The sequence below is a fragment of the Paraburkholderia solisilvae genome, from assembly GCF_902859875.1.
In the GTDB taxonomy this organism is placed as follows: Bacteria; Pseudomonadota; Gammaproteobacteria; order Burkholderiales; family Burkholderiaceae; genus Paraburkholderia; species Paraburkholderia solisilvae.
Genome location: NZ_CADIKF010000024.1, coordinates 34621 through 49143 on the forward strand (window position 1 = coordinate 34621; position 14523 = coordinate 49143).

General features: G+C 59.1%; 10 protein-coding genes. All 10 read right to left on the minus strand.

What is annotated here, in order from left to right; genetic code table 11:
• Positions 1–144: 144 nt before the first annotated feature.
• Positions 145–2031 carry a polysaccharide biosynthesis protein gene (locus HV675_RS16300; protein ID WP_175111959.1) on the minus strand — a complete coding sequence of 629 codons (1887 nt, stop codon included), beginning with the start codon at positions 2029–2031 and terminating at the stop codon, positions 145–147.
• 533 nt (positions 2032–2564) lie between these two features.
• Complete coding sequence (locus HV675_RS16305) at positions 2565–3512, minus strand: GDP-mannose 4,6-dehydratase (RefSeq protein ID WP_175111960.1); 948 nt, start codon at positions 3510–3512, stop codon at positions 2565–2567.
• Positions 3496–4530 (minus strand): GDP-mannose 4,6-dehydratase, encoded by a 1035-nt coding sequence (gmd, locus tag HV675_RS16310; RefSeq protein ID WP_175111961.1) that lies wholly within the window; start codon positions 4528–4530, stop codon positions 3496–3498. Before gmd ends, HV675_RS16305 begins: the two co-directional genes overlap by 17 nt.
• A gap of 181 nt (positions 4531–4711) precedes the next feature.
• Positions 4712–5095 (minus strand): hypothetical protein, encoded by a 384-nt coding sequence (locus HV675_RS16315; protein ID WP_175111962.1) that lies wholly within the window; start codon positions 5093–5095, stop codon positions 4712–4714.
• A gap of 205 nt (positions 5096–5300) precedes the next feature.
• Entirely contained in the window at positions 5301–7427 is a 2127-nt protein-coding gene (locus HV675_RS16320; RefSeq protein WP_175111963.1) for an acyltransferase family protein, read from the minus strand.
• Between the two features lie 15 nt (positions 7428–7442).
• The gene (locus HV675_RS16325) at positions 7443–8282 is read right to left on the minus strand and encodes a class I SAM-dependent methyltransferase (protein WP_175111964.1); all 840 of its coding nucleotides are present in this window, start codon (positions 8280–8282) and stop codon (positions 7443–7445) included.
• A gap of 119 nt (positions 8283–8401) precedes the next feature.
• On the minus strand, positions 8402–9550 hold the full coding sequence (locus HV675_RS16330) for a glycosyltransferase family 4 protein (RefSeq protein WP_175111965.1): 1149 nt from the start codon (positions 9548–9550) through the stop codon (positions 8402–8404).
• Between the two features lie 201 nt (positions 9551–9751).
• Positions 9752–11752, minus strand: a complete 2001-nt coding sequence (gene asnB / locus HV675_RS16335) for an asparagine synthase (glutamine-hydrolyzing) (RefSeq protein ID WP_175111966.1) — start codon at positions 11750–11752, stop codon at positions 9752–9754.
• A gap of 1 nt (position 11753) precedes the next feature.
• Positions 11754–13178 carry an O-antigen ligase family protein gene (locus HV675_RS16340; RefSeq protein ID WP_175111967.1) on the minus strand — a complete coding sequence of 475 codons (1425 nt, stop codon included), beginning with the start codon at positions 13176–13178 and terminating at the stop codon, positions 11754–11756.
• A gap of 478 nt (positions 13179–13656) precedes the next feature.
• Positions 13657–14496, minus strand: a complete 840-nt coding sequence (locus HV675_RS16345; protein WP_175111968.1) for a class I SAM-dependent methyltransferase — start codon at positions 14494–14496, stop codon at positions 13657–13659.
• Between the last annotated feature and the right edge of the window lie 27 nt (positions 14497–14523).

The window sequence follows — 14523 nt, forward strand, 5'->3', positions numbered from 1 at the left end:
CTGTGAACGGCAATGGCGGCCACCTCATCGCACGCAACGTCCCGCCCTGCGCCGAGGCCCGCAAATGACGATGGCAGCGAACGCTGCCATCATAAGCGATACCGATAACCGGACCGCCAGCCACACGAAAGACGCCCGACGGCCTCAGCCGGAGACCTGCGCCTGCTTGAACGGCGCCACGCTTTGCAGCATCGGCGCGACCGCCGGCTGGTACTCGGGCACCCAGCGGCGCAGATCGCGACGGGTCTCGTCGTCGCCCAGTACGCGGCGCTGCATCAGCCACGGCAGCAATTCGTCGAGCAGGTGGTCCGGCACTTCGCGCGCCTGGGCGATGCGCAGTTTCGGATGCGCGGTGCGCGTCGTGGTTTCGTCGTCCGCGAGCAGTTCTTCGTAGAGTTTTTCGCCCGGACGCAGACCGGTGAAGTCGATGCGAATCTGCTCGTCCTTGAAGCCGTACAGACGGATCAGGTCGCGCGCCAGATCGACGATCTTGACCGGCTCGCCCATTTCGAGAATGAAGATCTCGCCGCCACGGCCCATGCTCGATGCCTGCAACACGAGTTGCGACGCTTCGGGAATGGTCATGAAAAAGCGCGTGATCTCCGGGTGCGTGACCGTGACCGGGCCGCCCTTCGCGATCTGCTGCTGGAATTTTGGAATCACACTGCCCGCGCTGCCGAGCACATTGCCGAAGCGCACGGTCTCGAACTGCGTGCGGGCGCTGGTTTGCTGCAGCGCCTGGCAGGCCATCTCGGCAAGCCGCTTGCTCGCGCCCATCACGTTGGTCGGGTTGACCGCCTTGTCCGTCGAGATCAGTACAAAGTGCTTCACGTTGTGGCGGATCGCCGCGCGCGCGACGCGATAGGTGCCGAGCACGTTGTTGCGCACCGCTTGCCACGCGTTCAGCTCTTCCATCAACGGTACGTGCTTGTACGCGGCTGCATGGAAGACGATATGCGGCGCGTGACGCGCCATCGCCTGGTCGAGCAGCAGCGAATCCTTCGCGTCGCCAATGACCGGGATCACGCGCAACGCGGGGAAGCGCTCGTTCAACTCCTCGGTCAAGCGGTACATCGCGTATTCGGACAGATCGAACGCGATCAGTTGCGCGGGCTCGAAACGTAGAATCTGGCGGCACAGTTCGGAACCGATCGAGCCGCCCGCGCCGGTCACCATCACGACGCGGCCGTGCAGCAGTTCCTCGACATGCGGCGTGTCGATCTTCACGGGCTCGCGGCCCAGCAGATCTTCGAGGTCGATGCGGCGCACGCGCGACATGAACGCTTCGCCTTCGTTGAGCTCCGCGAACGTCGGCAGCACCATTGCGCGCACGCCGGCACGCACGCACAGCGTCGCGACGCGGCGTTGCGCGTCGACCGACGCGGATGGAATCGCGATGATCGCGTGATCGGCCTTCAGTTCGTTCGCGAAATGCGACAGTTCGCTGATCGGGCCGAGCACCTTGTAGCCGTACACTTCGCGGCCCTGCTTCGCTTTATCGTCATCGAGCAGGCCGACGAGGCGCCATTCACCCGAGCGCGACAACTCACGCGCGAGGTTTGCGCCGGCCGTGCCCGCACCGAGCACAATGACCGGCTTGCCCTGGCCGACCAGGCCGCCATAGAGCCGGAATTCCTTGGACGTGCGGTACATCGCGCGCGAGCCGCCCATCGCGAGGAACAGCAGCAGCGGCGACACAAGCAGCACGGAGCGTGGAATGATCGGCACCGGCTGCAGCATCACTGCGCCGATCATCACGATCAGCGCGCCGGCGCCGACCGCCTTCGAGATGCGCACGAGGTCCGGCAGGCTCGCGAAGACCCACATGCCGCGATACAGGCCGAACAGGCGAAACACGGCGGCATAGGTGACGACGACCCACATCAGCGCGTGCACGCTGCCGTGCCAGAAAACGGGGGGCACCGAACCGTTGAAGCGGATCGCATAGGCGACGAGCCACGCGGCAGCGACTGCACACAGATCGAATGCGAAGGCGCTCAGCGACAGCCATGACGACCTGGATCGAAACATGTTGATAACCTCGGAAGAACTCGTTTTTCTCTCATCGAGATCGCGCGATGCGCAAGCTCGTTAATAATTGTTAAATCCACCCCGGTTAACAACTTGGGTTAACGCGTAGGCTGTTCCATCGATTGTTATTTTTGCCGTAGGGCAAGTAACGCTTTTGCCCGGCAGACGGTGTATAAGCGAAAGCGTTGACATTATGCCGATACTTGCCTGCAATTACCATGCTCGAATGAGAGTGCCCGGCGCTACGGCTTGCTGGAGGCCGCGAGGCCAGGGATCGACGGTGCCGCGTGATAAACCGGAGCGCGCCCCTTACAGCCACGCGTTATGACTTTTTGCTTGATGCGTCACGCCCTGAGTGGACACCGTAAGGATCGAATTTGACTTTGTGAAACATCCGTAACCAGATGTATTTCATCGTCAGACCATTTTCGGATAATGGCCGACACCAGATTTCGACGGAACCCGTACAGGTAACCGGTAATGACAAGCCTGACGCGAGGGCCAGCGAGACCCGCGGTATCGCGCAACGCGGTTCAGGGTTGCACCATCCAGCGAATGGTGTCGCGAAGGTCGATCGGCTGCAAACCGGGCACGAGCCGCTGTAGCTTGCGCGCGGAACCGGCCAGCATCTTCACTTCGTTTTGCCGGACAAACGCGGGATTGACGCGAATTTCCAGATCGTGTCCCGACGCTTCCCGCACCAGCTGCACGACTTGCTGCAGCGTGTACGGGTGCCCGCTGCATACATTCACGACTTCGCCCGGCGCGGCGTCCGATTCGAGCAGCGCGCGGTAGATCTGCGCGACCGTGCGCACATCGGAGAAGTCGCGCGCGACGTCGAGATTGCCGAGTTCCATCCGCGCTTCCTTGCGCACGAAGTGCGAGACGATCTTCGGCACCAGAAAGCGCTCGGACTGGCCGCGGCCCGTGTAGTTGAACGGCCGCGTCATCACGATCGGCAAGCGGTCGAACCATGTGCGCACCATGTGCTCCATCGCCAGCTTGCTCGCCGCATAGTGATTGACGGGCGCCGGCACGACGGACTCGTCGACGATGCCCGCCGCGTTGCCGTATACGTTCGCACTGCTCGCGATGAGGATGCGGTCCGGGCAATGTCCGACATCGGCGCAGGCCTGCAGCAGGTTCAGTGTGCCGAGCACATTCACACGGTACATGTCGAGCGCGTCGTCGTGTGCGACGAAGCTGATCGCCGCGAGATGAACGATATGCGTCGGCCGTAGCGCGTCGATGGCCTGCCGGCATTGTTCGAGCGATGTGATGTCGAGCGCGGCGAGGTTGTCCGCGACGCTATCTTTCGCCTTGCCAGGGTTGGGACCGGTCGGCGCAGTCGCGTTCGCATATGCGCCGTCGCTGACGTTGTAACCTGCAGCGACCAGCGCATCGCGCACATACTCGCCGGTGAAACCGTGCAGGCCGGTGACCAGTGCGTGGCGCGCGGCGGCATCAGAATGAGAAACCAACTTTGTTCCTCCTCAGGTCGGCTTCGACCATCAACTTGCACAGCGATTCGAGCGTGGTATGCGGCTGCCAGCCGAGCTTCGCCTTCGCCTTCGATGCATCGCCGATCAGCAGATCCACTTCGGCGGGGCGATAGTACTTCGGGTTCACGCGCACGACGACCTTGCCGGTCGATGCATCGACGCCCTCCTCCTGCTGCGCGCTGCCGCGCCATTCGAGCGCGGTGCCGGCGGCCTTGAACGCCATCGTCACGAAGTCGCGCACCGTCTCGGTCCGGCCCGTCGCGAGTACGAAGGTATCGGGCGCATCTGCCTGCAGCATCCGATAGATGCCATCGACATATTCCTTCGCAAAACCCCAGTCGCGCTTCGCATCGAGGTTGCCGAGTTCGAGCGTGTCGAGCTTGCCGAGCGCGATCTTCGCGACCGAGTCGGTGATCTTGCGCGTGACGAACTCGCGGCCGCGCAACGGCGACTCATGATTGAACAGAATACCGCTCGCACCGAAGATGTCATAGGACTCGCGGTAGTTGACCGTGATCCAGTGCGCATAGAGCTTCGCGACGCCATACGGGCTGCGCGGATAGAACGGCGTGTCTTCGTTTTGCGGCACGGCCTGCGCTTTGCCGAACATCTCGGAGGTCGACGCCTGATAGAAGCGGATATCGCGATTGACGATACGGATTGCTTCAAGCACATGCAGTGCGCCGACGCCGGTGATTTCGGCGGTGGTGATCGGCTGATCGAACGACACGCCGACGAAGCTTTGCGCGGCGAGGTTGTAGACTTCGCGCGGTTGTGCCTTTTCCAGCAGACGAATGGACGTACTGAGGTCGGTGAGGTCGTGCTCGATCAGATGCAGCTTCGGATGACTGAGGATGCCGACTTCTTCCATTCGCCAGAAGTTGACCGAACTCGTGCGGCGATAGGTGCCGTAGACGTCATAGCCGCGCTCGAGCAATAACTGTGTGAGGTAGGCGCCGTCCTGACCTGTGACCCCGGTTACCACTGCACTCGTCAATTCGCTCTCCTTGCAAAGTCGATGCCTGGTGAGACTTGGGGTGGGTGGAAAGGTTGTGGCAAGTTTGGGGGGATTATAGGCGAGTGGTAGTGGATCAAAATTCAGGTAAGGGTTTGTTTTTGTTGATTTTGTATCTTTTGTTTTCTTTGCTTGTTTTGCGACGGCGATGGGAGCGTTGACGCTAGTGGCGATCGATGTGCCAGAGCAAGGCGAAGGTTATGCCGCCTTCCGTGACGAAACCATCCGACCGGCAGTTGCTGGAGAGCGGGTCACAGAAGATGGTGAGGGATTGTTTATCGGGGAAGGTGATTTCGACGCGGGGGTTGCCTTCGCTCTTTGAATCGCGCGGCAGCACGCGGTAGGTCACTGGAAAGGTTTTTGAATTTTGATGCGTACGATCGTCAACCACAAAGAGGCGCCCGGTGGTTGCAGGCGAAGGATCGAAGCGCAGGACTGCGGTGTCGCCATTGTCGGCTAGACCTGTAAAGGAGAAAAGGCCGGTGGGTTGTCCGGCAAGCGCGACGAAACTGATTGCGGTGGCGAAAATGCCAATGTATTTCGACATTATGGAGCGAAAATGAGAAACAGCCGGAGACCTCTCGAACGCAATAGGTGGTGGGCCCACATGTGCACCGTGTCTGGCGGGGATGTTCAATCGCCCGAAGTTATCCTGGAAAAATTATAGCGGACGATCTCGAATTAGACTGGCTTCACGCGCCCGCGCAAAGTCTTCCACAATGGAGCACGGCGTCTGCCGATCCGGTGCACAATCAAGGCGCCGATACGCTTAAGGTGTGACGTGTTGAAGAATCGCTTTGAGGGGTTCCTGCGCGCGAGGAGTTCGGCAAGGACACGTTCAATAATTGAGATTCGAAAGAATCGACCACGAGTTCCGAACCAAACTTTGATAAATGGAACTGATCAGAATAAATAACCTTTCCGCCCTGGAATGTTCTGCAACGAGTGCCGTCACAAAGCGCCGTAAATGGGCTGGCGAAGGACACCCCCTCGTGCTGTGATGCGTATTGTTGCAAGAACCGATTCACGCGCTGCGCGGGATTGTCTTGCTCCGAGGTCGACAAGATCCTGTCGCAGCCTGGATGCAAGTATTTTGGACGCCGGAAGCATCCGATCGCATCCTCGACACCCGCACCGGGCACTTCTCCCACAATCAAAATCGGATGATTGCCAATGGCTTTCCGGAAAGCGTCCAGATAGGGGCTCATCTTCCCGATGGCCGCATCAAAGTCGTAACCGTCATACAAACGTTTGTGCCCATCAAGCGTAGCCGCTCGAACGATCTGGAATGACCATGCTTCAGCGAGTATCACAGTTGCATCGGGACTACGCTTCAATACCGACAGCGCGTTGTTCATGGCCTCCGTACACCAGCGGTCCCAGTTCGTTTCCGGTGTGAACCGGGTCAAGCCGGGCATAATCAGGCAACTCGACGTGCTGAAGAATACGGATTTTCCATATGGATCACCGATCAGTTGCTTCAAACCGGTCTTGTATTGTCCAGCGTGACTGTCCCCGATCACGACGACATCCGCCCGTCCCAACGAATTCTTGTTAATCCATGCCGTAGGCTCCGGAAATCCGTCGCCGCCGTATTTGTTCTGGGACTGCGCGATCTGCCGCTCCAGGGCGGACGGAAGTGGTGGAGATCGCCAGGGAAAACCGTCGCTCGCCCATACCGTCGAAGCGACCGCCGCGAGCGCGAAAAGTAGCGATGAGCACGCGAAACCTACACCCGCCCGCGACAGACGAATGGTGGTCGGACTGCGCAGCGGTGTCTCGACGAAGCGGTACAACAGCAGCCCGGCCAACAACGAAACGATCACCAACGCGATCCGCTCGACCGTGTTAATCGGCGTCATCTGCCAATATTTGAAGAACACCAGGATAGGCCAATGTACCAGGTACACCGAGTAACTAACCAGGCCCAAGCCGACGGACGCCCGGTTACGCACTACCATTCCCAATACAGGCGCATCAGTCGCAAGAATAACCATCGCGGCTCCGATACATGGCATCAGCGCGTTGTATGTCGGAAATACCGTGTACTGATCGAACCGGAAAACGGGATAAGCGATCAGTATCAGACCGACTGCCATCACCAGTTCCCGCGTCAAACGGTCGACGTTGAAACGAGGTCTGAGCCAGACCAGCGCTGCGCCGATGACGAACTCAAAAATCCGGAATGGCGTAAGGAAGAATATGGTTGATTCGCCATTGCTGAGGTGCGTCGCGAGCCACGGATTTCTACTCACGAGCGCACTATCAAACCCATTCTGAAACTTCCAGTTTGCGTACAGACTGAGAGCGGCAACCCCGGCGAGGCAAATCCATATGCTCCGTTTCCCGGTCTTCCTGAGCAACAGTAACAGAAACGCCGGCCAGATCAGGTAGAACTGCTCTTCGACGCTCAACGACCAGGTGTGAAGCAGAGGCTTGAAATCTGACGACGCATCGAAATAGCCGGCTTCGCTCCAGAAGAAGATATTGGCGAGCGAAATCGATGCAAATAGAAGTTCTCCGCCGAATCTTTGGAAGTGCTCAGGCGTGAACAGGAAAAACGTGATGACGAGACATGCAACAAACGTGGCAAACAGCGCGGGAAACAGACGCCGGGCGCGGCGTACATAGAAATTCCCGAAGTCGAAGCGACCGGTCGACCCCACTTCATCGGCGACCAGGCGCGTGATCAGGAAACCGCTGATTACGAAGAAAACGTCAACGCCAATAAAACCGCCGGCAAACGCGGAAAATCCTGCGTGAAACAGAACGACTGTAAGAACAGCTATCGCTCGAAGGCCGTCAACGCCTGAAATGTACTTCGATTTCTCCATCGCCTGCTTAGCCTTGCCGTCCTCTGATGGTGCGCCAGTATACAAGAACGCAAACCGTGGCTAGCTGCCCAGCCGAAACACGAACTCATTACATCCCAACCCACCCGCACACGTCACAAGCCGGCATAGCGTATACCCACGCTCACGATAAAAATCAAACACCTGTTCCGGCTTGCTCACCTCAAACGGAAACCCGCCAACCCAATCGATCACATCACGGTGCGGCGACATGCCACGTGCGCCCTTATACGTGCGCATTGAGTGAAACGGCTTGAGTCGCAGAAAATCTTTAATGATCGTCGGCCCCCAAAGCCGCAAATAGCACGGCACGACGACCAGCCAGCGCAGAAATGAAGGCAGCGACACGTAGGCCTTCTTGATCGTCCACCACAGCTTCGAAGCGCGGCCCTGATCGTTGTAGAGCGCGATAAACAATTTGCCGCCGTCTTTCTTCACAAGCTGATCGACATTCGCCAGCGCCGGCCACATCTGCCCGGTGTGATGTAGCACGCCCCACGAATAGACGACGTCGAACTGCCCTAGACGGCGTAAATAGTCGGCGTCGAGAACCGAACCCTCTTCGATGGTCCACTGCGAATCGCCGTTGAAATACCGGCGCTTCAGTTCGACCGCGCAGGCCACGGATTGAGGATCGTAGTCGAACGACATTACCTTCGCGCCCAAGCGGCGCGCAGCGAGCGAAAAGAGTCCGCTGCCACTGCCGACATCGATAAAAGTCTTTCCCGCCAACGAATCTGTCTCGAGCATTTTCCGCAAGCTATCCTCGGCCTGGCCAATACGCTCATCGTCGAGCAATTGCAGAAAACGCTGCCAGTTGTCGCCGAAAGCGAATCGTTCACCTGCGTTGATCTCTTGCTCGTGTGTCTTGACGCCGGACATCGGAAGGTTCCCTTTTTGAATTACCGGACCGCTTGCCTTCGAAGCAGCAGCACTTATGATTTTTACCTGCTTATGCAGACCAGCTATATGATCTTCATTGCGCGCATGTTAAAGCACGCTCATTTTATACTGCTGAGCTCGCGATAAATCGCGAGCGTTGCCTCTGTCGACTGCCGCGCGCTGAACGCGGTCTCAGCGAGGTAACGCCCATTCGACCCAAACTGCCTGCGTTTGTCCGCATCCAGCACCAGCGTACGCATTGCCTGAGCAAGTGCCTCCGCGTTCTTCACAGGCACCAGCAAGCCGTTAAAGCCGTTGCGGACGACCTCGCGGCAACCCGGCACATCCGTCGTCACAATCGCCCTGCCGGACGCAGCCGCCTCGAGCAGCACCTTCGGCAACCCTTCGCGGTAAGACGGCAGGCACACAATGTGGCTTTGCGCCATCACCTCCGCCATATCGTCGCGCCATCCCCAGTATTCGATTAAACCTTCCTTGGCCCACGCGTTCAATTCACTCTCTTTCAGTGAAGCGGGGTTTTCAGCATCCGGCTCACCGACTAGCGCAAACCGCGCCGGCACACCTTCGTCGCGCAATTGCCGCGCGGCGTCCACAAACTCGTAGACGCCCTTATCTCGCAGCATCCGCGCCGGCAGAATGACAAGGCACGGGCCCGCCGCCGGCACATCCACCCGATATGCCGAAGGATCGACGCCCACACCTCTCACCAGTCTGATCGCCGAGCGTCGCACGAAGCCGCGCTTCACAAGCAATTCACTGTCGTCGGCATTCTGCAGAATCAGCACACCGTGCCTGGAGTTCAGCGAAAACCGCAACAGCACGCTCATTAGCGGCCGCAAGAGCCTTGCCTTCAAACTCGACGACGAAAATACAAAGCCAAGGCCGCCCAATGCGTTCACAATCCCCGGCACGCCAGCCAGCTTGGCCGCTACCGTGCCCAGAATCACCGGCTTCATTGCCACCTGATGCACGATATCCGGCCGCACGCGCCGGTAGATCCGCCAAAGCCGTAACAAAAACGACATCTCGAGCAACGGATTCAGTCCCGCGCGCTTCAACGGAAAATCGATCAGCCGAATTCCAGCTCGCCGGATTTCATCACCGTGATCCTTGACACGCGTGACCACCGTTACCTCATAACCCGCCTCAAGCGCCGCACGTGCAAGCGACAAGCGGTGAGAAACAAAGTACCAATCTTCCGAAACGAAATACAGCAGGTGTGTTTTCTTTTGATGAGCGATGACCATCGACACTATCCTTCGCGCGGCCGCAGCGGCCATTCCTTATCGTTTGAATGGCGGTGTGATTCGCTATGCGCTTGCGGTCGCCGGCCCCGGGCGGGCGCCCGCCAAAAGAACTCCCCGGAAAACCGTACGATTCGCGCACGGCGCTGCGCATATGACATGCGCGGCGTCGTGCGCGACCTGGCCTGAACCTGGAGGTCGACCCTAGGCAGCCAGTCCCTCGCGCGCGGCAACGCCCGGTGCCGCGACAAGGCTTTCCTTGTAATGCTCGGCCCAAGCCTGGAACATCAGCACGTCCCACAGCAGGTACTGCCAGTTGCGCTCGCCCGACTGGTGCTCCGCCCATGCGGTGCGCACCATGTCCGCGTCGAAATAGCCTTCCTGACGCAGCCGGCTCGCATCGAGCAGCGATTCGCCCCACGCGCGCAGCGGTCCACGCAACCAGCTGTCGATCGGCACGCCAAAACCCATCTTCGGACGCTCGATCAAACTGCGCGGCACATGGCGATACAACACCTGCCGTAGCGGCCACTTCGACTGGCCTTCGTGTCGAAGCACATTCAGTGGCAATGTCGAAGCGAATTCGACGAGCCGATGGTCAAGCAGGGGCACACGCGACTCGAGGCTCACCGCCATCGACGCACGATCGACCTTCGCCAGAATGTCGTCCGGCAGGTAGCTGATCAGGTCGAGGTACATCATTCGCTGAACGAGGTTCGGCAGCGACGGCACATCGTCGAGGCCAGTCAGCGCGGTCGGCGGTTCCTGCGAGCCCGGCACGAGCACGGTCGGCTCAGTCCAGTGCGAAACTAGCCGCCGGTACAGTTCCTCGCCCGTGTTCAGCGTGAGCACACCGGCGAGCTTATGCAGCTTGTCGCCAACGTTGCGGTATTGATAGCGTTGCGGCGCGAGCTTCATCGGCAGCGACAACACCTTGTCCCAACTGCTCGCCGCGACGCACGTCATTGCCGATGCGGCGCCCGAGCGCAGGCCGCGCGGAATACCAGAAAGCTTCGACCACATCCGGTCCGCAATCGCATAGCGCGAGTACCCGGAAAAGAGTTCATCGCCGCCGTCGCCGGAAAGCGAAACCGTCACATCGCGACGCGCCATCTGCGACACAAGGAACGTGGGGATCTGCGACGAATCGGCGAACGGTTCGCTGTAAATGTGCGGCAGGCGCGGAATGACATCGAGCGCTTCGTTCGGCGACACATACAGTTCGGTATGCTGTGTGCCGAGATGCTTGGCCACGGCCTTCGCATGCTCCGCTTCGTTGAATCCCGCCTCGTTGAAACCGATCGAAAAGGTCCGCACCGGCTGGCTGCTCATCGACTGCATCACTGCGACGACCGTCGACGAATCAATCCCGCCTGAGAGGAATGCACCCAGCGGCACGTCCGCCATCATCTGGCCTGCGAGCGACTGACGCAGCAATGCCTCGAGCTGATCGACCGCTTCCTGCGGCGAACCGGCGAACGGTGTCTGCTGGCCTTGCTTCGCAACTTGAGCCGAATCCCAGTAACGCTCGAACTTCGGCTCGCGACCGCCGCGCGTAAACGTCGCCATATAAGCGGGACGCAGCTTGGCAACGTTGCGGAAAATCGAATACGGCGCGGGGATGTAGTTGTGACGCATCAGTAACGCAAGCGCGTTCCGATCGATTTCGCCACGCCAATCGGGATGCCGGTAGAACGACGCCATATCCGAGCCGAACACCAGCGTATTGCCGAGCCAGCCGTAGTAGAGCGGCTTCTCGCCAAGCCGGTCGCGCGCCATCGTCAGCGTGCGCGCCTCGCGATCCCACAGCGCGAACGCGAACATGCCGACGCTCTTTTCAAGCGCCGTTTTGATGCCCCATGTCGTGATCGCCGCGAGCAGCACTTCGGTATCCGAATGTCCTCGCCATCCATGAGGCCAACCCTGTGCATCCAGTTCCTTGCGCAACTGCTCGTAGTTATAGATCTCGCCGTTGAAGACAATCATCCACCGCCCGCAAACGGACGCCATCGGCTGGTGACCGGATTGTGTGAGATCGACGATTGCCAGTCGGCGATGCGCGAAGGCAACGCCTGCGTCGCCGTCGATCCAGTAGCCGACATCATCGGGGCCGCGATACGTGATCGCGTCCGACATATGCCGCAGGCGGTCATCCGCTCCGGCCCGCAGGCCGCCCCATTCCACAAAACCGGTCAGTCCGCACATTTCACTTTCTCACGTCGATACGTCGGTCAAGGTAGACCCAACTCGCGGCCCACAACAACACGGCCAGTACCAGGCACACGAATTCCGGGTTGATGATGACTTGTCCGGAAAACCGATAAGTTCTGCCGTTGAGCGCGGGATCGCTGCCGTCGCCCGGCACGAACCAAAGCCACATATTGCGCACGCTATATTGCCCGAAGCCGAGTAGCAGATCCTGATCGCCGCCGAATTCGTTCGAATATGCGAGCGGGCGGCTGGATTCGGTCAATTGCATATCGCGGTCTACCGTGTTCAGGCGCACCAGCCCTTTGGGCATCGCATCCGGCAAAATCACATAGTACAGCGGGCCTTCAAGGCCGTTGATGTCTTTGGCCTGCACGTCCAGCCGGTAGTTCTGCAGGTTGTGCGATTGCGCATACAACGCGGCAAGCGACGCCAGCGCGAGAAGGATGACAGGCACCGCCATCGGCGTCCGGCCGCTCGCTTTCGTCTCGACCGCAGGTGCCGCCTCCGGATCAACGCGCAGTCCGATCAGCAGCACAACCAGACTTGCGATCAAGGGAACGGCGAGCAACAGGTCATGCGAGAAGAATGCGCCTCCGGCGACAGCGACCGCAGGTGGCAAACCTTTGCGCCAGCCGCCGATGCAAAAGATCAATGCGATGAGTAACGGCACGACGACCCAGCCAAAATTGCCGAAGGCTACCATCATCAGCAGTTGCGTATTGTGCGGCGCAAGAGAGAAAGCCTTTTCAAGGCCCTGACCGAACGCTGGGCCATGGCGATAGCTCTGCCATGCGCGCTCTAGCAAAATCGCACGAGCCGATGCGGAGTTCTCCCGCTCAGCGTCGCTCACCATGCTCGCGGTAATCGCGTTCAGCTTGTCGGACCCGCCGCGCGCCTTTTGCTTCGACTTGACTTCCTGGAGTGTCTGGACTGCGAACCGCAGACCTTCGAAGGCATTCCCAGTCGCAACGCCAAATGCCGAGTTGTTGATAAAGCCCGCAACCAGCAGGCTGATCGTGAGCAGCAACGTGATCAGTGTCGGACGAAGCGTCGATTTTAGATAGGTGGCCCGTTGATGCCAGAATGGCTTCAGCAGCGGAATGGTCGACAGGCATACGAGCGCTCCGATAAACATCGAACTGCGCGATAGCGTCGCGAACACCGCACCGCCGACGAGAACGATGAACGGCACGCGCCAGCGCGGTGTCAACGACCAGATCGTGCCTGTCCCCCCGATCAGCAATGAGAGCGCTGCGACATTGGGATTCGTCAGCAGCGTCGCGGCACGCCCGAGCGTGTTGGTAAAGCCATCCAAAAAACTCGCGTCGAGCAGGCACAACACGCTTAACAATGCGGTCACCGACGCGGCGAACCGGCAGATGCGGCGCGGGTCCGCAAACAAGCCGATTGTCGTGAACATCGCGAGCGAGCCAAGACCGACGACGTAGTTCTTTGTGACGTCGCCTGGATGGGCGCGCACAAACAGCAGCGGCGCTATCGCAAGCAGGAAGAACAGCCACACAAACGCGGACCTCTCCTTCATCCAGTAGCGCGTCAACGTCAAACGAGCCAGCAGCACGGCGGCTGCGGCGTACAACAGATAAAACAACGGCGAGAGCACCCGCGCGATGGTCGGCAAATACATGCCGACGTAGCTCATCACGCCGGACTGAAACAGCACGAAATAGACGGCCAGCACAAGGTGCGTAGCCGAAACGATCAGATGATCCTGCGAGAGAGAATAAGACCGGGTTGGCAGATCCATTCTGTTCAACATGTTTCACTTCCAGACTTTGCTTCAACGGTGGGAATGCGATATCGATTCGTAGAATTTTTGGTTCGAATATCGAGCTCAAAATGCTGCAAATGCGACCCCTTCCGCACTCGGAAAAGTCGAGTCAAGAATGCTCTTCAATACGACGATAGACATACTCGTCGCATCCAGAACCTAGCAGTCCATGAACCCTCGTCTCCGATGAATGACACAGCAATTTCCTCTCCAACCTGAAGCCAAGCGGGGTCAATAAAGCGTCGACCTCGGCCGGCAATGCCGACTCATACGGATAACCGCCGAGCCAGTCGTGTATATCTATCTGAAAATCCATCCCGCGCATCGCAGAATAGTTACTGATGTATTCATCGACGTCGTAATAGCGGCGCCCGATAAAGCGGAACCAACGTTCATACAGCCTGCGAGCCATGTGTTGGCGCGCCTTGCTCGTACGCGAATACCAGCGCTTCTCGACCTTCCAGAAGGGGCAGCACCATGTCTTCCGGTACAGCGCAAACGCAAATAGCCCGCCGGGCGCAACCATACCAGCCGCTTTGGAAAGTGCAAGTTTCATGTCACCCGTGTGATGCAGCACACCCCACGAGTAAACAAGGTCGAAACGTTCACCAGCCAGCGTGGTGTCGATTTCGAATACGCTGACGAGCCGCGTCTGAAACGGCCCGCCCGGCGCAAATGTCGACAGCGTCTTCTGCGTCGTCGCGACGGAATTCGGATCGATGTCGACCGACAATATTTCGCGTACACCGGCCTTCAAGGCAGCGAGACTATGCACACCAGAACCGCAACCAATATCGAGAAAGCGCTTGCCTTCAAGCTGGCCGCCTAGCAAGCGCTCCAAGCCGGCGCTTGCCTGCTCCAGGTGATGATCGGTAATTGAATTGGCATATTCCGCCCAGTTTTCGCCGAACGCAAAGTGGGTATCGACATCTTTAAGACTTGCTTTCAATCGTTCACCTCCGCGGGTTGCGCTCGC